This is a genomic window from Bradyrhizobium erythrophlei, from assembly GCF_042430365.1.
GTDB lineage: Bacteria > Pseudomonadota > Alphaproteobacteria > Rhizobiales > Xanthobacteraceae > Bradyrhizobium > Bradyrhizobium erythrophlei.
The window spans coordinates 419,168-438,543 of record NZ_JBHMET010000274.1; the positions used below are offsets into that span (position 1 = coordinate 419,168).

At 63.1% G+C, this 19,376-nt stretch carries 23 protein-coding genes and 2 pseudogenes; 6 read left to right on the plus strand and 19 right to left on the minus strand.

Annotated elements, in window-relative coordinates:
- Positions 1–90 precede the first annotated feature (90 nt).
- From ACFFWD_RS43860 to ACFFWD_RS43895, 8 genes are read right to left on the minus strand one after another with little or no spacing between them, the layout of a single operon-like run.
- Positions 91–291: a hypothetical protein gene (locus ACFFWD_RS43860; protein ID WP_376975684.1), complete on the minus strand. Its 201-nt coding sequence runs from the start codon at positions 289–291 to the stop codon at positions 91–93.
- Positions 292–311: 20 nt separating this feature from the next.
- Positions 312–773, minus strand: coding sequence for a DUF3830 family protein (locus ACFFWD_RS43865; RefSeq protein WP_376975685.1), 462 nt, complete (start codon positions 771–773; stop codon positions 312–314).
- Position 774: 1 nt separating this feature from the next.
- On the minus strand, positions 775–1,086 hold the full coding sequence (locus ACFFWD_RS43870; RefSeq protein WP_376975686.1) for a DUF4286 family protein: 312 nt from the start codon (positions 1,084–1,086) through the stop codon (positions 775–777).
- Positions 1,087–1,102: 16 nt separating this feature from the next.
- The gene (locus tag ACFFWD_RS43875) at positions 1,103–1,807 is read right to left on the minus strand and encodes an ABC transporter ATP-binding protein (protein WP_376975687.1); all 705 of its coding nucleotides are present in this window, start codon (positions 1,805–1,807) and stop codon (positions 1,103–1,105) included.
- Complete coding sequence (locus ACFFWD_RS43880; RefSeq protein ID WP_376975688.1) at positions 1,791–2,588, minus strand: ABC transporter ATP-binding protein; 798 nt, start codon at positions 2,586–2,588, stop codon at positions 1,791–1,793. The genes ACFFWD_RS43875 and ACFFWD_RS43880 overlap by 17 nt, the downstream gene beginning before the upstream one ends.
- Positions 2,585–3,523, minus strand: coding sequence for a branched-chain amino acid ABC transporter permease (locus tag ACFFWD_RS43885; protein WP_376975981.1), 939 nt, complete (start codon positions 3,521–3,523; stop codon positions 2,585–2,587). The genes ACFFWD_RS43880 and ACFFWD_RS43885 overlap by 4 nt, the downstream gene beginning before the upstream one ends.
- Before the next feature lie 2 nt (positions 3,524–3,525).
- A complete protein-coding gene (locus ACFFWD_RS43890) occupies positions 3,526–4,398 on the minus strand; it encodes a branched-chain amino acid ABC transporter permease (protein WP_376975689.1) in 873 nt (290 codons plus the stop codon).
- Between the two features lie 21 nt (positions 4,399–4,419).
- Positions 4,420–5,409, minus strand: coding sequence for an ABC transporter substrate-binding protein (locus ACFFWD_RS43895; RefSeq protein ID WP_376975982.1), 990 nt, complete (start codon positions 5,407–5,409; stop codon positions 4,420–4,422).
- Between ACFFWD_RS43895 and ACFFWD_RS43900 the strand changes: the two genes are divergently transcribed.
- Entirely contained in the window at positions 5,365–5,586 is a 222-nt protein-coding gene (locus ACFFWD_RS43900) for a hypothetical protein (RefSeq protein WP_376975690.1), read from the plus strand. The two genes, ACFFWD_RS43895 and ACFFWD_RS43900, sit on opposite strands and share 45 nt — an antisense overlap.
- On the opposite strand, the gene ACFFWD_RS43905 is transcribed toward ACFFWD_RS43900, so the two are convergent.
- The 8 genes and pseudogenes from ACFFWD_RS43905 to ACFFWD_RS43940 all read right to left on the minus strand — a co-directional run.
- Positions 5,579–6,307, minus strand: coding sequence for a flavin reductase family protein (locus tag ACFFWD_RS43905; protein WP_376975691.1), 729 nt, complete (start codon positions 6,305–6,307; stop codon positions 5,579–5,581). The two genes, ACFFWD_RS43900 and ACFFWD_RS43905, sit on opposite strands and share 8 nt — an antisense overlap.
- Positions 6,304–6,849 carry a flavin reductase family protein gene (locus ACFFWD_RS43910; protein ID WP_376975692.1) on the minus strand — a complete coding sequence of 182 codons (546 nt, stop codon included), beginning with the start codon at positions 6,847–6,849 and terminating at the stop codon, positions 6,304–6,306. The genes ACFFWD_RS43905 and ACFFWD_RS43910 overlap by 4 nt, the downstream gene beginning before the upstream one ends.
- Positions 6,850–6,879: 30 nt before the next feature.
- Positions 6,880–8,370 (minus strand): 4-hydroxyphenylacetate 3-hydroxylase family protein, encoded by a 1,491-nt coding sequence (locus ACFFWD_RS43915; RefSeq protein WP_376975693.1) that lies wholly within the window; start codon positions 8,368–8,370, stop codon positions 6,880–6,882.
- 282 nt (positions 8,371–8,652) lie between these two features.
- Positions 8,653–9,867, minus strand: a complete 1,215-nt coding sequence (locus ACFFWD_RS43920) for an MFS transporter (RefSeq protein WP_376975694.1) — start codon at positions 9,865–9,867, stop codon at positions 8,653–8,655.
- Positions 9,868–9,969: 102 nt separating this feature from the next.
- Positions 9,970–10,437, minus strand: coding sequence for a polysaccharide deacetylase family protein (locus ACFFWD_RS43925; RefSeq protein ID WP_376975696.1), 468 nt, complete (start codon positions 10,435–10,437; stop codon positions 9,970–9,972).
- A complete protein-coding gene (locus tag ACFFWD_RS43930) occupies positions 10,434–10,844 on the minus strand; it encodes a polysaccharide deacetylase family protein (RefSeq protein ID WP_376975697.1) in 411 nt (136 codons plus the stop codon). The genes ACFFWD_RS43925 and ACFFWD_RS43930 overlap by 4 nt, the downstream gene beginning before the upstream one ends.
- A pseudogene (locus tag ACFFWD_RS43935) lies at positions 10,841–10,975 on the minus strand (fumarylacetoacetate hydrolase family protein); the annotation flags it as partial. The pseudogene ACFFWD_RS43935 and the gene ACFFWD_RS43930, both read right to left, overlap by 4 nt.
- 125 nt (positions 10,976–11,100) lie before the next feature.
- A pseudogene (locus ACFFWD_RS43940) lies at positions 11,101–11,547 on the minus strand (glutathione S-transferase family protein); the annotation flags it as partial.
- Between the two features lie 106 nt (positions 11,548–11,653).
- Between ACFFWD_RS43940 and ACFFWD_RS43945 the strand changes: the two are divergent.
- Both ACFFWD_RS43945 and ACFFWD_RS43950 read left to right on the plus strand, forming a co-directional pair.
- Complete coding sequence (locus ACFFWD_RS43945; protein ID WP_376975698.1) at positions 11,654–12,571, plus strand: LysR family transcriptional regulator; 918 nt, start codon at positions 11,654–11,656, stop codon at positions 12,569–12,571.
- 148 nt (positions 12,572–12,719) lie between these two features.
- The gene (locus ACFFWD_RS43950; RefSeq protein ID WP_376975699.1) at positions 12,720–13,037 is read left to right on the plus strand and encodes a DMT family transporter; all 318 of its coding nucleotides are present in this window, start codon (positions 12,720–12,722) and stop codon (positions 13,035–13,037) included.
- 56 nt (positions 13,038–13,093) lie between these two features.
- On the opposite strand, the gene ACFFWD_RS43955 is transcribed toward ACFFWD_RS43950, so the two are convergent.
- Together ACFFWD_RS43955 and glmS are read right to left on the minus strand one after the other, a co-directional pair.
- Positions 13,094–13,825, minus strand: coding sequence for a class II aldolase/adducin family protein (locus ACFFWD_RS43955; RefSeq protein WP_376975700.1), 732 nt, complete (start codon positions 13,823–13,825; stop codon positions 13,094–13,096).
- 150 nt (positions 13,826–13,975) lie between these two features.
- The gene (gene glmS, locus ACFFWD_RS43960) at positions 13,976–15,802 is read right to left on the minus strand and encodes a glutamine--fructose-6-phosphate transaminase (isomerizing) (protein ID WP_376975701.1); all 1,827 of its coding nucleotides are present in this window, start codon (positions 15,800–15,802) and stop codon (positions 13,976–13,978) included.
- 260 nt (positions 15,803–16,062) lie between these two features.
- Between glmS and ACFFWD_RS43965 the strand changes: the two genes are divergently transcribed.
- From ACFFWD_RS43965 to ACFFWD_RS43975, 3 genes are all read left to right on the plus strand, one after another.
- A complete protein-coding gene (locus ACFFWD_RS43965; protein ID WP_376975702.1) occupies positions 16,063–17,088 on the plus strand; it encodes an NAD-dependent epimerase in 1,026 nt (341 codons plus the stop codon).
- A 9-nt stretch (positions 17,089–17,097) separates the two neighbouring features.
- Positions 17,098–17,361, plus strand: coding sequence for a hypothetical protein (locus tag ACFFWD_RS43970; protein WP_376975703.1), 264 nt, complete (start codon positions 17,098–17,100; stop codon positions 17,359–17,361).
- 360 nt (positions 17,362–17,721) lie between these two features.
- Positions 17,722–17,958, plus strand: a complete 237-nt coding sequence (locus ACFFWD_RS43975) for a DUF6894 family protein (protein WP_376975704.1) — start codon at positions 17,722–17,724, stop codon at positions 17,956–17,958.
- 81 nt (positions 17,959–18,039) lie between these two features.
- On the opposite strand, the gene ACFFWD_RS43980 is transcribed toward ACFFWD_RS43975, so the two are convergent.
- Complete coding sequence (locus tag ACFFWD_RS43980; protein ID WP_376975705.1) at positions 18,040–18,726, minus strand: LuxR C-terminal-related transcriptional regulator; 687 nt, start codon at positions 18,724–18,726, stop codon at positions 18,040–18,042.
- Between the last annotated feature and the right edge of the window lie 650 nt (positions 18,727–19,376).

The following is a 19,376-nucleotide window of genomic DNA, read 5'->3' on the forward strand; positions in this document are numbered from 1 at the left end:
CGCTTCCCATCATCGGGATCGGCGTCCTCAGGGACTGGGGCCCTCAATCATGACTAGGCAAACACGAGTCTAACCAGCGGCGTTCGTCCTTCAGCGCACGAAGAGCAATGCGTAGTGTCGAAATTCACCACCCAACGCCCACAACAAACTGAAGACCGCTTCGACGACGAACAATATGACCACGACCAATGATGTGCCGAAGAGCAGGGTGCGACTGACCCAGTCGCCGAACAAGCGCTCCCGCGCTGCCGCTCGGCGCGAACGGCCTGCCCCGCTCTCCTTGTTGGCCATCTGAGCCATCTCGCGGGCCTTCAAGGAATGGGAGCAAACGTGACCACACCCACGCCTTCGAACCGCCGCGCGCGGGCCCATCTGCCGAACTCTTCCAAGCCGTTCACCACCGATCCGAAGACCGTCAGCGTGTTCGGACCGGACGGCAGGCGGGCTTCCGCCGTGCCGTAGGTCACGGTGATCTCGTCGTACTTCGGGTCAAAGGCGACATCGCCGGGCCGTACCAGGCGGGTGTGGTTCTCCGCCTCGTTGTAACCGATCGGCACCGAGCGCGCGCCCATCAACATGTCCCCGCTCCAGGCAACGTGCACCATCGGCAATTCGATCGGCAGCTTGGCCAGAACTGCGGCCGCTGTTCGCGGAACCCCCTCCTCATAGACGAGGATTTCCGCGCGACCGCCTTCCCAATTCATCGACATCCGTCGTGTTCCGCGGCGGAAATCGCTCCAGGTTTTCTGCCAGTACCAGCTTTCGGCTTCCATGTTACGACCTCACGATTTGTGCGATCTGCGCGTAACGCAGCGTCTTGAATTTCACCTGCTCGACAAAGGGACCCCATCCACGCCGCGCAGCGAACTCGGCGCTCTCGAGCGCATTGGCGGCCGACAGTTCATAGACGCTGACATAGCTGCGCGAGCCGTCGCTGTCCTGGGCGACGTACCGTTGAGCCGACTCGAAGCCGGGGCAATCGACGATCTCCGGAAGATGTACGTCGTTGTACCACGCATTCCATTCCTTCTCGACCGATGGCTCGATCGTGGCCGTCACGATCAGTAAATCCGGGGCGATCGCCATTTTCTGTTCTCCTGTTTCAGATGCCGAGATAGGCCGACTGGACATTTGGATTTCCAAGCAGCTCAAGCCCCGACCCGGTCATCACGACACTGCCGGTCTCCAACACATAGGCGCGATCGGCGAGTTCGAGGGCGATCGAGGCGTTCTGTTCCACCAGCAGGATGGACATGCCCTTCTCGTTCAGCTCACGCACGCGCTCGAAGATGAACGAGATCACCTGCGGCGCGAGCCCGAGCGAAGGTTCGTCGAGCAGCAGAAGCCGCGGTTCGGACATGAGCGCACGCCCGATCGCCAGCATCTGCTGTTCACCACCTGACAAGGCACCGGCCTCCGCCGACTGTCGCGCCGCCAGCACCGGAAACAACTCGAATACTTCTGCGATCGTCCGCTCGATGCTATCGACGGGGCGCGTATAGGCGCCGAGCTCCAGATTTTCCCGCACGGTCAGCGGCGCGAAGACCTGCCGGCCCTCCGGCACCTGGACAATACCGCGCCTGACGCGTTCTGCCGCGGGCGCTGCCGCGAGGTCCTGGCCGTCATACTGCAGACGTCCACCGCTCAACGGTTGCACGCCGGAGATCACATTCAGCAGCGTGGTCTTGCCCGCGCCGTTCGCCCCGATCAGGGCCGCGATCTCGCCCTGTGCGACGTCGATATTGACATCGTCGAGCGCCCGGATGCGATCATAGTGACTGGAGACGCCTTCAACCTGCAGCCGCATAGCTCTTCTCCTGCTTCGGCTTCCGCGCTCCGAGATAGGCCTCGATAACCCCCGCATCGTTACGCACGGCATCCGCCGTGCCATCGGCGAAGACCCTGCCGCGAACCAGCACCGTCACCCGGTCCGAGATCGACATCACCAGCTTCATGTCGTGCTCGACCAGCACGATCGTGGCATCGGTTGCATCCGCCATCGCACGGATCACCTGACCCAATGCCTTCTTCTCGGCGCTGGTACATCCCGCAACCGGCTCATCGAGGAACAGGATCCTGGGACGGCTTGCGATCGCACGAGCGATCTCGAGCCGCTTGAGCTCGCCATAGGAGAGGTTCTTTGCCATCTCTGTCTCACGATCGCCGAGACCCACCTTCGCTAGGATCGCGCGGGCCTCCTGTTCGATGATGCGCGATCGCCGCACCAACGCAGGCGTTCGCAGCAAGCTGCGCCAGAAGCCATGGCGGCTTTGCAGGTAGAAGCCGCAGACGACATTCTCCAGCGCCGTCATGGTCCAGAAGATCTGCAGGTTCTGGAACGTCCGGGTGACACCTCGACCAGCGAGCTTGTGGGCTGGCAGATCCGTCACGTCGGTCCCGTCGAGGCAGACGCTTCCAGCCGTGGCCCGGTACACGCCGGTGATGGCGTTGATGAGCGAGGTCTTGCCGGCGCCGTTCGGGCCGATGATCGCGTGGACGCCACCCTGCCGAAGCGTCAGCGACACGCCGTCGAGGGCCTTCACGCCGCCGAAATGCACCTTGAGGTCACGCGTTACGAGCGCGCTCATCGTCGTGCCCCGAGCACGCCAGCAATGGTCGGCAGCAGGCCCTGTCGCATCACGAACGCAATCGAGATCAGCATCACGCCGAAGACGAGCTGTTCGAAATCCTTGGCGACAGTGAGCACCTGAGGCAGGATGACGACGATGGCCGCGCCAATCACCCCGCCATACACGCTGCCCAATCCGCCAATCACGATCATCACGATCAATTCCACCGAGCGCATGAAGCCGGACAGTTCGGGCGTGACGAAGGCGTACGCATGCGCATAGAGGCTTCCCGCGAAAGCCGCGAGGCATGCCGAGAACACGAACACCGCGACCTTGAGTGAGTGCACGTCGATCCCGACGGCGGCGGACGCCGGTTCAGAGGCGTGGATGGCGCGCAGCGCCAATCCCCAGGGCGAGGACGACAGGTTCTCGGCCATCCAGACACTGAGCACCAGTGCGCCGGCAATGATCCAGTACCACGTCGCCTCGCCGCGCAACCGCGTCCCGGCCATCACGACCGACTTCACCGCACGGCCATCAGGCCCGCCTGTGATCGCGAGCTCATGGGCAAGCACCAGATAGATCACGAGGCCGACGCCGAGCGTCGCCATCGCCAGATAATTGTCCTTCAACCGCAGGATGGGCCATCCGACGGCGGCGGCAATCGTGCACGACACCACCAGCCCAACCGAGGCGGCCGCGATCGCGCTCCAATCATAGTCGCCGGTCAGGATCGCGCTGGCATAGGCGCCGATCCCGAAGAACGCCGCATGGCCGAGACTGATCTGCCCGGTATTGCCGACCAGGAGATTCAATCCCACGCAGACGATCGCGTTGATGCCGACCAGCAGCAGGATCGAGAGCTGGAACTTGCTGGTGAAAATGAATGGCAGGATGACGAGGACCGCGGTGAACAGCAAAAGCCGCCAGGGTTGCTTCGGCAGAAAGAACATCGTCACACCCTTTCCTGCCGCAGTCGTCCGAACAAGCCGCTCGGGCGGGTGAGAAGCACGGCGATGATCAGAATGAACGCCAGCGCGTCCTTGTAGGTCGACGACAGGTACCCCGCGCCAAGGGCCTCAGTGACCCCGAGCAGGAGGCCGCCAGCCACAACACCATAAAGGCCGCCGAGACCGCCGAGCACCGCGGCGGCAAAGCCTTTCAGGCCGAACATCAGGCCCGACTCGAATTGAACCATCGACAACGGCGTCACGAGGAATCCCGCGATGGCGCCCAACAGCGCGGCGATCAGGATTGTCGCTGCGTTGACCTTGGCCAGATCGATTCCGACCAGCGCCGCCGCGCGCGGATTGATCGCGGCGGCGGCCATCGCCTTGCCGAACCGCGTATGTCGCAGCAGGTAGTCGAGGAGGACGACGATCAGCGCCGTACCGGCCAGGACCAGGATCGTCTGCGGCATGATCGCGACACCTGCGATGCGCAGCGGCTCCGCGCCGGCAATCGACGGCAGCGAATGAAAATTTCCGCCCCAGACGATCTGGGCGGCGCCGCGCAGTGTGATCGACGCACCCATGGTGACAATGATGATCAGCGTGATCGAGGCCGATTTCGTCAACCGCACCAGCACGCTGTGCAGGAGAAACGCGCAGGCGACCGCGATCGACAGGCTCATCGCCAACGCGAGCCATCCGGGCAAACCCCACAGCAGGCCGCTCGCGGTACCAAGCCCCCCGATCATCACGAACTCGCCCTGGGCGAAGTTCACGATGTTGGTGGCGCGGTAGATCAACGAGAAGCCGAGCGCGACCAGGGCATAGATGGCACCCTGGCTGAGACCCGCGACGATGAACTGCAGAAAGTCGGTCATCTCGGCCCTCCCGCTCCGCGGTCAGTTCGCAAACCGGTACTGACTGTCCCTCACCTCGAGCACACGCAGCGCTTCAGAGGTCAGGCCGAGGTGGTTCGTCGCGGAGTAGGAGTAGACGCCGGTCACGCCGGGGAATTTCTGCAAGGACTCGATGGCTTCGCGAATCTTCTCCTTGTCGGTTGATCCGGCCTTCTTCAGTGCCGCGACCGCGATCATCAGGGCGTCATAGGCATAGCCGCCGAAGTTCGACGCCGGCTCCTTGAACGCGCCTTCATAAGCCTCGACAAAGGTCTTGGTCGGCGCATAGATGGGATCATTGGGCGACAGATCCTTGAAGGCCAGCAGCGCCGAACCGGTCACGCGCGTGCCCTCGGCGGCGCCTTCGGAACCTTCGATATAGGCGGTCGAGCCGACGCCCACCGTCAGGTACAGCTTTGGCTTGAGGCCAAGCTGCCGGTAATTCTTCGCCGCGATCGACGACGACGCGCCAGCGCCGCAATAGATCACCGCATCCGGGGCCGCGGCCCGGATCTTCGTGAGCTGCGGGGTCAGATCCGTGTCGCCGGCGCCATGTTGTTCGTCGGCAACGATCTGCATCTTGTAGCGGGCAGCCGCTTCGTTGGCATTCTTCCGGAAGGACTGGTCGTACCCGCCGGCGCCGGACAACAGACCGACCTTGGACAAGCCCTCCTGCCCAATGCGCTCAAAGGCTTTCTCGACCGACATCAGATCGGTGTGCGGCGTCTTGAAGACGTATTTCTTGACGGGATCGATGATGATGGTGGAGCCGGCGAGCGAGATGAACGGCGTCCCGGTCTCCTCGAAGTAAGGCAGCGCCGCCATGGTTTCGCCGGTGCTCGTGCCGCCGACCACGAGATCGACATTGTCCTGGTCGATCAGGCGCCGGGCGATGGCCGCCGCGTCCTTGGCATTGGTCTTGGAGTCGTAAAGGATCAACTCGATCGGGTGACCGTTGATACCGCCCTCCTTGTTGATCCTGGCGACGAACAGTTCGAGCGTCTTCTTGGTCGGCTCGCCAAGAACGCGTTCGCGCCGCTCATCGCCGCGAACGAGCCGATCTTGATCGCGGTATTGGCTTGCGCATTGACGAGTGAAATGCTTGCGAAAACAATGGTCGCCGACACACCGCGCAGGAAATGCTTCACTTGCAAAAATTGCTTCATTTGAGTGGCTCCGCGAGTTGGAGTGGTTGTTGATTTGCGCTGTAGGGCTGTGCCGGCGGGCGGAATTTGTCTTCCGGAAAACCTGCGAGCCGCGACTGGTGAACGCGTCCTCCGAGGCCGTAGAATTCGCGGAAGCTCATGATCAACGGCCGCCACTTGTCCGGATCGATCCGATTCGGGTTTCCGTCGACCAGAATGTCGGGATGTGCGTGGACGCGGGTAATCCGCACCTCGATCGCCAGCATCTTGGTGCGGATGCGGGGGTTGGTCGCCCCAAACGGCGTGATCTGCTCGACCACCGCCTCCATCTGCACCGGACATTCGATCGCGCGAGGCGCCATCACGGTGTCGCCGGCCGCCGGCGTGAGCTGCGCCAGCCCGAACTTGTCGGCAACATAGCGAAACCCCATCCCGACCTTGTTGGCCGGAACCGGGTTGCTACCCGTTGTCAGCGCAATGCGGTCGACGCAGGCGACGAGATCGGCCGAGGGCATGTTGAGCACGCATTGCCCGGTTCGCTGCAGGTTCTCGAGCGTCTTCGAGCTTGCATTGAGCCCGAGCATGCACCCCCACCCCAGCCACCATGCCGACGACATCGGCGCCAGGTTGGGCATGCCGTCCTCGTTCTGGGTGCCGATCAGCACCACCGGCGTGCCGAGGTAAAGGATCGCCGGATCGACGGCCCGAGTTTCGCGTCCGCCGGTCTCACCCGCGCTGCCGTTCATGTCGCCGCCTCTCTGCCGATTGCCGGCTCGGGCAGCGCGGAAGGCGCGATGCCGATGAACTCACCCCGGTAGAAGCACAGCGGTGCCTGCTGGCTGACGCCGAACTCCTGGACATGGCCGATCAGGATCACATGGTCGCCGGCGTCACAGTTCGACCAAGGCTCGCACGTCATCCATGCCAGAGATTGCGCGAGCAGCGGCACGTTGCCGACACGGCGCCAGATCGGCTGCGTATCGGTCGCTCTGCCCGCAAAATGCCAGGCGAGATCGCGCTGGTCGGCGCCGAGCACGTTCACCGCAAACGGGGTCCGGGGGAGATGCTCGATCGCCCGCGACCTCTTGTTCAGGCAGATCAGCACCAGCGGCGGATCGAGCGAGACCGACGTGAACGAGTTGACCGTCAACCCGCGCACCTCGAAGGCTGCTGTCTCGTAGGAGACCACAGCGACGCCCGTCGCGAAGTGCCCGAGGCATTGCCGCAAGGCGCGGGCGACGTCGCCGGGCGCAACAATATCGTCTTCCCGGAGGGACGATGAATCCATGACTTGACCTCGACGCTGCGGAGGTTGCGATTATTCGGCGGCGCGCGCGGTAATGCCGCTCGCGCTGCCGGACGCGTCCGGAAGGTCGTAGGTGGCCATGAACTCTTCGATCATCCCCTTCGACCGGTCCCAGTCGAAGTAACGGAAGGAATGACCGCGGGTGACGAAGGTCGCCCCCGAATAAAACATCTCATACTGCAGGTGGCGCGAGCCGAACTCCGATCCGATCGCGTCCCAAACGAGCTTGAACAGCTTGACCCGCTCTTCCGGCGTCGCCGCCGAGGATCGCTGCGTCTTGCTGATGATGGACGCAAACTCCGGATTGGAGAAGTCATGCGCGCTCGACGGCAGCATGATCAGCCCGCCGCCTGCGAGCGTGCGGATCGCCTCGACCACCTCGGGATAGATCTGTTGGGCCAGCACCTGCGACGCCGACAGGATGTTGCGGCTCGGCACGAAATACTCGCCGTAGCTCTCGCCCGCCGCCTCCATCGCGATGACCATGCTTTCGATCGCGGTCGCTTTCGCGGCCAGGAGACCGAGCGTCTCGCGCACTTGCGGAAAGTTGATGATGCCGTTGACCTCCGCGATCTTGCGGACGGCGCCCATCAGGAAGCGCAACTTCACCATCAGGCGGATCTGGCACTGGTAGTTCTGGTAGACATGCGCGCGGGTGTCGAACCATTGCGCCTGACCCATCTGCACATCGCGATGCACCAGCACCCGCTCCCACGGAATCTTGACATCATCGAAGTATATGACGGCGTCGTTCTCGTCGAACTGGCTGGAGAGCGGATTGTCGAACAGCGAGACCGCGGCTTCCTCGTAGGATTTGCGCGAGAAGGCCTTGAGACCCTTCGCATTCATCGGCACCATCGCAGTGAAGGCGTAAGCCTCCTCGCCGGCCTGCAGGCCCATGAAGCCCGCGACCAGGAGCTCGTTGGCGAAGACCGCACCGGTGCCGAGCATCTTGGCACCGCGGATCGTGATCCCTTCGTGATCCTCGTCGACGATTCGCGCGACGAGATCCTCGCCCGGCTGGGCGGATGATCCCTTCGATTTGTCGGCCTGGGGATTGATGATGACGTAGGAGAGATACAGATCGTTGTCGCGTGCGTATTCGAAATAGTCGGCCAGCGCCTGGGCTCGTTTCGGGTCGTATTTCTCGAACACCTTGCGCCCCATATACATGCCGGCGAGCGACGAGCCGACATGGTCCGGGGAGCGGCCGAGCATTCCACAGGTGGTTTCGGCCCAGGCTTCGAGCGCCTTGCGGCGCGCGACCAGGTCGCGATGCGATTTCGGCAATTGCCACAGGCGATTGACGTCCTTGCCGTTGGACGGCGAACGGAACGTCATCTTCTCCAGATTTGCGGCTTGGTAGTCGTAGAGATTGCAGGCCGACGTGACCGAGCGCGCGAACGCACGATAAGTCGTTACGTCATCGACCTTTTCGGAATTGATATAGACGGACCGACCGTCAATCAGCGACCTGCGATGGTCGCTTCCCGTTTTCACCATAGCACTTCCTCGGCGTGCTGGTGGCGGGCGCCGAGCTGATGCTCCTTACACCGACCGCTGTGCTTACGATTAAGCGACCCAACGCATCTCGTTATTGAGCTCTGCGTGTCGTAGACGAAGGGTCGCGTGCCGAAAACGTACCAACTCCCGCGCGTCTGTCAAGGGCAACGCGCCGCTGCAGCTTGTGCCATCAAGAGGCATCGACGTTGCTGCGTTCTCAGATGCAAGGTCGCGCGGTAGCCGGTCCATCCGCGGACCGACCACGTGCTCGCGAGGTGGCGGCTATGCCTTGCGCACGGACATCAGGCCTGGCTGCAGCACCAGTGACAACAGCAGGCCAAGTCCCGACAACACCGTGATCTGGATCAGACCGGCATGGCTCCAGCCGGCGAGACTAGCGAGAAACCCGATCAGGTAACCAGCGAGCGCCGCGGCTCCGTAGAGACTGGTCACGAATACGCCGGAGGCACGGCCCGCAAGCGGCGCGACCACGGCCTTGACGTGAAGGGCGGCAAGATTGACGTAGATCGTGCCGCTGACGATGAAGCCCCAGCAGAACGACAACAGCGCCTGGGTCGCAAAGCTCTGCGCCGCGGAAAACAGGAGATAGCCGAGCACCGCAGCACCAAGGAAGGCGAGGCCCAGCACCGCGCGCGGCGAGAATCGGTCGCCGAGCCATCCACCGATCAGCGAGCACAACACGCCGACACCGTAGATGCTCATGACGAGACCGGTATCAGCCAGGGTAAAGTGCAGCTGCTCGCGCAGGAACACCGGGTACATGCCGAGATAGCCGTAAATGATGAAGCCGCCGATCACGCTGAGGACCGTCAGGATGACGGTGTTGCGGTTCATCAGCGTGGCGGCGCCGCCTTCGAGCTGCGCGCCATCGGCCCGGCCACGCAACTCGGTGAGCGACGGACGTACCACGATTGCGATGACAACCATCGCCACAAAGCCGATCGCGCCGAACAGGATGATCGGCCCGCGCCAGTTGCCGTAGGCGGCAAGCGCGTGATTTGCCAACAGCCGCCCCACCATCGCGCCGATGCCGAAGGAGGCATTGACGGCGCCGACGGCGACCGCGCGGGCACCGACGAACGCGGTGGTCGCGATCGCGATCAGCGCGGTGAGCTGCATGGCCTCACCGATGCCGGTCGCTGCGCGATAGACCAGCATGTCGGCCATGCTGGTCGCAAACGCCGTCAGCAGCGTACCGGCGGAGAAAATCGCAATCCCGATCTGCAGCACGGTCTTGCGGCTGAAGCGCGCGAGCAGATATCCGGTCGGCCATCCCGCCAACGCCATCCCGAGCGTGAAGATCGTGGAAAGCAACCCGGTGTCGGCGAGGGAAAAGCCGTACTCCTTGCGCACATCGGCCGCGATCAGCGGGAAGATCTGGCGGTCCATCGCATTGATGACGTAGGACGCAAGCAGGATCCCGAACATCGGCAGGATCAGGCGCTGTGGCAACGGGCGCGCGTCTGCCGCCGTCATGATTGTGGTTTCGCTGCTCAAAGGTGCCTCCCTGCAAATTGATTGTCGTTAATTGCGGCGTTCGGCGTCGCCGCCGGACACCGGGAGCGAATTGCCGTCGGCTCAGCCTTTCGAAGCCGCGCGATGCCAGTCGAGAATCTCTTCGCCAGTGCGGAACAGCACGCCGGGCTTGCCGGCGATATGCTCGAGCGCCTCGCGGAAATAACGCAGGCGATGCGGCGCGCCCATGATGTAGGGATGGACCACGAGTGCCATGACACGCGCCGACGAGCGCGCATCGGCGTAGAGCTGCTCGAACTGGTCGATCGCGCGATCGCGGTATTCGGAGGCCTTGTGATGCTGGATCAGCATCATGGCGACGTCGTTGCATTCCTGGGTATAGGGAATGTTGACGATCGGCCGGCTGCGCGTCTTGAGCGTGACCGGCTGATCGTCCAGCACCCAGTCGCAAACATAGTCGTAGCCTTCCTCAACCAGGATATCAGGCGTTTCCCAGGTCTCGGTGAGCCCCGGGCCGAGCCAGCCGCGCGGCCTGCGACCGACAAAGTCGGCGATGGCCTTCGTGGTCATGGCAATGTCCTCGCGCTCGTTGGCGACCTTCTGCATGTTCTTCTGCGGAAAGCCGTGGCCAACTCCCAGCCGCGGTCGCGCGCCGCCCGCGCGATCGGCTCGTAGGCTGCGATCGCCGACCCGTTGATGGCGAGCACGGCCTTGATGCGCAGCGTGTCCAGGACCTCGAGCATGCGCCAGAAGCCGACTCGGTTGCCGTATTCGTGCCAGGCCCAGTTCGGGATATCCGAGCTCGGCGAGCCGCCGGCCGGCGGCGTCAGGACGGTGCGCGGCATGGTCTCGCGCGGGTCCCACTCTTCCACATTGACGATCACCCAGACGGCGAGCCGCGCATCACCCGGTAGCTTGAGCGGCGGGCGATCGATGATCGGTGAATAGGACAAGCGGTCGGTGGGCAGCATGATCATCGCGCACTCCGTTCGCCGATGGTGAAGGAAACCTCGCCGAGACCAGCGACGGCGCCGACCATGCGGTCGCCTGGGACCACCGGCCCGACGCCGGCCGGTGTACCGGTGAAGATGAGATCGCCGGGCGCCAGCGCGCGTAGACGCCCCCTGCCAGATCCTCCGCGATCCGCCGATTCAACGTCGCGATCGCATCCCGCAGGCGCAGCGGGAACAGATCCAGCTTCCGCCAACGACCGCGGAACGCGTCGCTCAGCATCTCGACAATCTCGACCGATTCGTTCGAGACGATCCGACGGGCCTTGCGATCCCACAGCACCGGCACCGTAACCTTGCCTGTATAGCTCGCATCGGAGGCTGCATACGCCTGGTGTAGATGCGTGAATCGGTTGCCGGCAAGGTCCGGCGTGGAAAACGGCGTCTCGCCGAACACCCACCCGTCGCCGGTGTTCCAGCGTGGATGCAGCACGCTCATGCCGATCGTGTGCTCAAGTCCGAGCAGCGCTCGCGCCAGAATGGTTCGGTGGGCGAACGGACAGGCAAAGGAGATGTAGAGGTGATAGCGGCCAGGCTCCGGGGCATCGCCGTCGGTGCCAGCTTCAATCCGATCGCGAAACAGACCGGCATGGATCACGCTCTCGGCATCCACCTCAGCAGATACCTGCGCGACGTCACCTCGCCACGTGCCGTCGATCATCAGCTTCATCGCGGGCTCCGCGTCCGGGACGCTTCCACATCATCTGCGTCGCCGGACATATAGTCGGGCATTTCTCCTCGCTCAGTCGGCATTTGTGCGATACCTTATTGCAATAATGCACAACCCTTCTGACAGCCGCAGTCACCGGATCGACTGGGAAGATCTCCGCATGGTGCTCGCCGTGGCGGAGGCAAGCTCGCTTGCCGGCGCCGCCCGCATCCTTGGCGTCAACCACACCACCGTGCTGAGGCGCGTGAACGCCTTCGAGGAGCGGCTTGGCATCCGCCTGTTCGACCGGCTGCCTTCGGGATACGCGCTGACCGCCGGCGGCCAGGAACTTCTCGCAACCGCCCGCAAGATGGCCGAAACCGTGACCGAACTGGAGCGCAAGCTGTCCGGGCAGGACCTCCGCTTCGAAGGGCCGCTGCGCGTCACCACGACCGACACGCTGTTCTATTCGGTGCTGCCGCCGATGTTGGCGGCCTTCCGCGAGCGCTATCCGGCGGTCGAACTGCAACTGGCGATCCAGAACCCGATGGCGAATCTCACGCAGCGCGATGCCGACGTGGCGATTCGCCCGGTGGCCCAGCCGCCGGAGACCCTGGTCGGACGGCGGGTCGCCAACGTGAAGTTTGCGGTCTACGCCTCGCCCGGCTACATCGCGACGAGGGAGACGATCGATCTGGCGGCCCTGCGCTGGATCGTCCCTGACGACAGCCTTGCAAGCTCGGGCGTTGCGCGCTGGATGAAATCTGCGCTGCCGGACGCGGACATCGCACTGCGCGTGGATTCGCTCGTTGCCATGGCCCATTGCGTCCGCGCCGGCCTCGGCGCCGCGGCGCTGCCGTGCTACCTCGCCGACGGCCTTCCTGGCCTCGTTCGGATCGGCCCCTTGATCGATGACATCGATTCGGCGCTGTGGGTGCTCACCCATGAGGATCTGCGTCGGACTGCGCGCGTCAGCGCATTCATCGAATTCATGGCCGACGCGCTGCAACGCCAGCGCGATCTGATGGAAGGCCGCTCCCCCTGAAACGACGCGCCCACCCGGCAGCTCTGAGCCGCCCGCGAGGCCCGCGCTGTGCGCGGATGCAACTCCGAATGCCAAACTAGCACGTCGCCAATTCGAACCGTCCTGTCCACATCGTCGCTTATGCAATGCAAGCGACGGGAGCATGAGGATGTATTGGCTGATGTTGGTGGGCGCGGGGTTGCTCGAGATCGTCTGGGCGCTCGCGCTGAAGGAGATGGGCGGCTTTACCCGGTTTTGGCCGAGCGTCGTCGGCATCGCTTCCGCGGTGGTAAGCTTCGTGATGCTGGGAGCCGCGCTCAAGGCCCTGCCGGTCGGCACCGCCTACGCGGTCTGGGTCGGCATCGGCGCGCTCGGCGTCGCCATCGCCGGCATCCTTGTGCTGAACGAGAGTGCCAGCCCGATCCGGCTGGCCTTCCTCGCGATGATCCTGGTCGGCGTGATCGGCCTCAAATTCGTCGACGGGTAACCTCGTTCGCGCGACGAGCGGCCTTCACGGGCAGGCATCGCGCGGCACAGGTGCCGTCATCGCTTGCCGCCCCGCCGCTTCTCCGCCCGGCGCGGTGTCGCCTTCGCCGTCACGCGCGCCCTCTGCTTCGGTTTTGGCGTCCGCAGGCCGTAGGTCGAGAATCCCTTCGCCGTCTCGGCGATCTCCTCATCGGTCAGGATGACGCGCGAATCGAGCGCGAGCGAGAGGTAGTATTGGCGTGCGATCGTCTCGAGCTCGACGGCGAGCCACATCGCCTTGTCGAGGTTTGCGCCGACCGCGATCATGCCGTGATTGGCGAGCAGACAGCCGTTGCGCCCTTCGAGGGCCGCGATCGCCAGTTCGGACAGCTCCTCGGTGCCGTAGCGGGCATAGCCGGCACAGCGGATATCGGTGCCACCGAACGCCGCGATCATGTAGTGGCAGGCCGGGATCGGCTTCCGCGCAATCGCGAGCACGGTCGCGTAGGTCGAATGGGTATGGACGATGGCGCCCACATCGGTCCTGGCCCGCGTGATGTCGAGGTGAAAGCGCCATTCGGTGGACGGCTGCAACGGTCCTTCCCATTCCCCATAGGCGCCTTCGATCGGCATCGACGCGATCATCTCCGGCTTCATCGCGTCATAAGGCGTCGCCGACGGCGTGATCAGCATCCGGTCGTTGTAACGGGCGGAGATATTGCCCGACGTGCCCTGATTGAGGCCCGACGCGTTCATCCACCGGCACTTGGCGATGATCGCCTCGCGCAATTGTCGTTCCTCGCGGGTCATGCGGACTGCCTTTCCTCCGACGCGCAGCGCGGCAAGTTGCTTCCGGACCGGCCGCGACGCCAGTCTTGCATCAAGAATAAGTCGGGAACATCTTCGCGTAGCGCCTGCCAGGGCACCAGCAGGCGCCCCCGCCCCCTCGGACAATCACCGCTACTCGACAGTCACGGACTTGGCAAGATTGCGCGGCTGGTCGACGTCCGTACCCATGACCACGGCGGTATGGTAGGCGAGCAACTGGACCGGAATGGCGTAGGCCATCGGCGCAAACGTCGGCGCCATGTCCGGCAACACGATCGTGGTGGCGGACTCGATGGTCGCCTCGGCGGCCCCCCTGGCGTCCGTGATCAGGATGATCCTGCCGCCACGCGCGGCAACTTCCTGCATATTGGAGACCGTCTTCTCGAACAGCCGGTCGAACGGCGCAATAACCACGACGGGCATGCTCTCGTCGATCAGCGCAATCGGGCCGTGCTTGAGCTCGCCCGCCGCGTAGCCTTCGGCGTGGATGTAGGAGATTTCCTTCAGCTTCAGCGCACCTTCGAGCGCAAGCGGAAAGCCGGTGCCGCGGCCGAGATAGAGCACATCGCGCGCCTTTGCGATGTCGCGCGCAAGCTTCTCGATCTGCGGCTCGGTGCCGAGCGCCGCCGCCATCAACCGCGGCACCTCGATCAGCCCCTTCACGAGCTCCCTCTCCTCGATCCCCGAGAGTTCGCCGCGCGCCGTACCTGCGGCGATCGCAAGTGCGCCAAGCGCCATCAACTGGCAGGTGAAGGCCTTCGTGGAGGCGACGCCGATTTCGGGGCCGGCCAGGGTCGGCAGCACCGTTTCGCTCTCGCGCGCGATCGTGGAGGTCGGAACGTTGACGACCGATACCGTGTGCGCGCCCTGCTCCTTCGCGTAACGCAGCGCCGCCAGCGTGTCGGCGGTTTCACCGGATTGCGAGATGAAGATCGCGAGATCGCCTCTGCACAGCGGCGCCTCGCGATAGCGGAACTCGGAGGCGATATCGACCTCGACCGGGAGACGCGCCAACCTCTCGAACCAGTACTTCGCGATGATCCCGGCATAGCTGGCGGTGCCGCAGGCTGTGATCGTGATCCGACCGATGTCGCCGAAGTGGAACGGAAGCTTGACCGGCAGCGTGATCCTCTCCGCCGCCATGTCGGCATAGTGCGCGAGCGTATGGCGGACGACTTCCGGCTGCTCGTGAATCTCCTTTGCCATGAAGTGGCGATAATTGGCCTTGTCGACCAGAAACGACGATGCACCCGACCTCAGCACCTCGCGGTAGACAACCGAGCCGCCGGCATCATGGATCACTCCCCCGTTGCGTGACAACGCCACCCAGTCGCCATCCTCCAGGTAGCTGATGGTGTCGGTGAACGGGGCCAGCGCAATCGCATCCGAACCCAGATATGTCTCGCCTTTGCCATATCCGACCGCGAGCGGCGAGCCCTTGCGCGCGCCGATCAGGAGATCGCCATGGCCCCTGAACAGGAAGGCCAGCGCAAAGGCGCCGCGCAATCGCGGCAACGATGCGCTCACCGCGTCCTGCGGCGAATAGCCCTTCAGCAGATAGGAATTGACCAGATGCGCGACGACCTCGGTATCGGTGTCGCTGGCAAACCTGGCGCCCTGCCCCTCGAGTTCCTGACGTAATTCGCGAAAATTCTCGATGATGCCGTTATGGACCACCGCGACATGTTCGGTTGCGTGCGGATGCGCATTGTGCTCGGTCGGCTTGCCGTGCGTGGCCCAGCGCGTGTGGCCGATGCCGGCGTAGCCGCCGAGCGGCTCGCGACGCAGCCGCGCTTCCAGGTTCCTGAGCTTGCCCTCGGCACGGCGGCGCTCCAGACGGCCCCCGTCAAGCGTCGCGACACCCGCGGAGTCGTACCCTCGATACTCAAGCCGCTTCAGCGAATCGACCAAACGCTCCGAAACCGGAGCCTGTCCCAGAATGCCGACGATCCCGCACATCAGGCCAACTTTCTCAGCTCACCGGCCATTGATCGAATCTCACCGCAATAACGAACCAGATACACGGATTGCGGCCGATCGGGTCGTTCGAATCCGGTGACACCGGGACGAACGCGAGGTACCCCATTTGGCGGAACCTCGACGTATCGTTTGACTCTGGCTTGATAGTCTGTTGCGTTCTCACCAATCCTCCAGCGTTGGAGGCAGCGATTGGAAAATGAGTTGAGTGGCTGCTTCCGTCTCTGCCTCGGCAAGAGTTCATGACTGGGACTACGGTGCCATCGCATTTGGGTTCAATTGTCGACAACGACGTCCTGGTGACGGGAGCAGCTGGATTCATCGGCTTTCACGTGGCTCGCCAGCTGCTCGCCGAGGGCCGGCGCGTCATCGGCCTGGACAACGTCAATAGCTATTACGATCCGGCGTTGAAGCGCGCTCGTCTCGGCATTCTGCGCGACGAGCGCGGCTTCTCCTTTCATCAGACCGATCTCGCGAATCGTGCGGCGATCGCCGAGTTGTTCGCGTCGCATCGCTTCGCCACCGTGATCCACCTGGCTGCGCAAGCCGGCGTGCGATACTCGATCGAGCATCCGCATACCTATGCCGACGCCAATCTCGAAGGATTCCTCAACGTCCTCGAGGGCTGCAGGCATCACGGCTGCCGTCACCTGATCTATGCCTCGTCGTCGTCGGTTTACGGCGCCAATACCAAGCTGCCGTTCTCGACGCAGGACCGGACCGACCACCCCGTAAGCTTCTATGCCGCGACCAAGAAGGCCAACGAGGTGATGGCGCAATCCTACAGCCATCTGTATCGACTTCCGGTCACGGGCCTGCGGTTCTTCACCATCTACGGACCGTGGGGACGGCCCGACATGGCGATGTTCCTGTTTGCCAACGCGATCGTCGAGGGCAAGCCGATCAGGCTCTTCAACCACGGCAAGATGAAACGCGACTTCACCTATGTCGACGATGTCACCCGCGTCGTATCCAGGTTGATCGATCGCATTCCAGCTGATAACCCGGATGCTGCGAATGCTCCCGCCAAGGTCTACAACGTCGGCAATCATCGTCCGGAAGAGCTGATGCACGTCGTCGGCTTGATCGAGCGGGAACTCGGACGAACGGCGGCGATGGAGATGCTGCCGATGCAGCCCGGCGACGTGCTGGAGACATTCGCGGATGTTGACGATCTGATGCGCGACACCGGATTCTCGCCGTCCACGTCGATCGAGATCGGCATCCGTAACTTCATCGCGTGGTATCGCGAGCACTACAGGATCTAGCGCCAGAAGATGACGGACAGCGTGCATATCAGTTTCGATGCCCCCGCCACGCTTCGCAAATGGCCCTCACGAAACAACGAACGCGTTGCGGGCGGAAGCAGCTATCTGGTGCGCGAAGGCACGCTCGACAGTTGCTTGCGTGATTTCATGGCCAAGCCGGAGCCCACCCGTCACCTGTACGAGATTCACACGCCGCCGCAGCCCCCCGTCATCACCGGGATACTGTCGGCGCATCAGATCATCGAGATCACGAGATTGCGCAGCTTCCTCTGACGGCGGGCGACGCCGACGCCGTGTAGGCGCGCGAGCCTGAGCTGCACGCGCGCTCCCTGCCGATGAATCCCTACTGGTGAACAAGACCGCGGCCCCGGCGGGGGGCAATGGGTTTGCGAGGCCGGGGCCGCAAGGCACGCCGAAGTGGGCACTGTCGGCGCATTCGAATTGTACCGCGCGCGAAGTCGCTGTCTACGTCAAGCACGTCGCAGCCCTCGTCGACGTCGAGGTACCCAACAATGATGATGGACCTCCCTACAAAATCAGCTTGCCGTGTGCCCCATTCCGGGGCGATGACGCTAATGTGATTGCCATGGCTTGTTGTTGCTATCCGATCGCTTCCGTTATCCGGAGACACCAATGCCCCGCTATTTCTTCCACGTGCATGACGGCGGTTCCGTGTTGGACGACATCGGATTGGAGCTTCCCGACATTTCCGCCGCGCGGACAGCGGCGATCGAGCTGACCGGCGAAATTCTCAGAAGCGAGGTAGTGGGACCGTTCATGGATCACCTCAGCTGGCAGGTCGAGGTCACCGACAGTCCCGAGCTGGGCGGCCGGCCCCTGTTCGTCCTCCAATTCTCGGTCGCGGAGTAGCGCAAGGCCGGATCGTGCGCACGGCATGCCTGCGGCGCGCCAGCATCTCGTTGCGCCGCAATGGAAAGATTTGGCGATCGTTCAGCGCTCTCCGCCGGTCGGACCAGTGCCCGGCAGCGGCGGTTTCTCCTGCGCGGGAGCCGCGCGATCATTCTGCGAGATGGCGAGGGCAGCGAGCGCTGTACGATTGCTGATCTCGAGCTTCTGGAAGATGTTGTGAAGATGCACCTTGATGGTGCCGTCGGCGATGCTCAGGCGCCGCCCGATCTCCTTGTTCGACAATCCTTCGGAGACCAGGCGCATGATCTGACGTTCGCGGTCGGTCAACACGGTGAGCGCGTTGTCCGAATTTGAGGCCTGCTCCCGCGACACCTCCGGCGCGGGCAGCGGCGCGAGGTTCTGGCCATTGACGATTTGCCGCAACGATTGCAGGAGGACTTCGGGCATCACGTCCTTCAGGACGACGCTGCATCCCTCCGGTCCACCCGACAACACGAGGTCGCAATCTTCGGCGGCCGTAAAGAACACCAGATGCGTCGAGCGACCGCCCGGATTGGTGGACGGCGGATTCTTCAGCGCGATCAGCTCGGGCATCGCAGGGTCGAGAATGGCGATATCCGGTGCCAGATCCCGGATCGCCTCGATGCAGCTCGTCGCGTCACTGCACGATGCAACGATGTTGAAATCGGCTTCGGCGCCGAGCACGTTGCGCAGACCATGCAACACCACCGGATGCCGGTCCGCGATCACCACACTCGTACGACGCATTGAGCGCTCCTTAGCGTGTCACCCCCATGTGTGAAACTCAGCGCGCCCGCTGTCGTTGCTTCCAATATCGATAGGATCACTACATTTTTCCAATAATACAAACGTGCCAATATCGCGATGCAAAACGCATAGGTTAACGGGTAAATAGCTCTCGCCGAATCCAGGCTCACGCGTGACAATTTACGACAAGTTTACGGAAGCGAGTCGTCCGTAGAAATCCGGTACTCAAATTGGCTTCGCGCTGTCGCGGTGACGACGAAATTGCCGGTCGTACGGCGGGCCTCACGAGCGCTCGCCACTCGCCGACGTTCAACGCCCGCGACGCTCCAATCTCGTTCGCGCGGCATAACATCTCAAACAGCGCACGAAATTTTCAACGTTCGATAAGCACAGCAATCCGCACTCACCTAGAGAATGTGTCTGAAAGGCAAAAAAGGTTCAAACGCGCCCACCGTAGTCGCACGGACGCGCCTATAACGAACGGTATATAGGGAGATCGGGATTTCGCCTCTAACATTCATAAAATATTAACGAAAACGGGGCCCTCAGAATCTGCCAACCATGAATTTCCACCGAAGAAAGAAGCGCCCCTCCAAAGGAGCGCCACGATCGAAGTAAGCATTTTTTGACGACGAGGCGTCGAAGAAGAA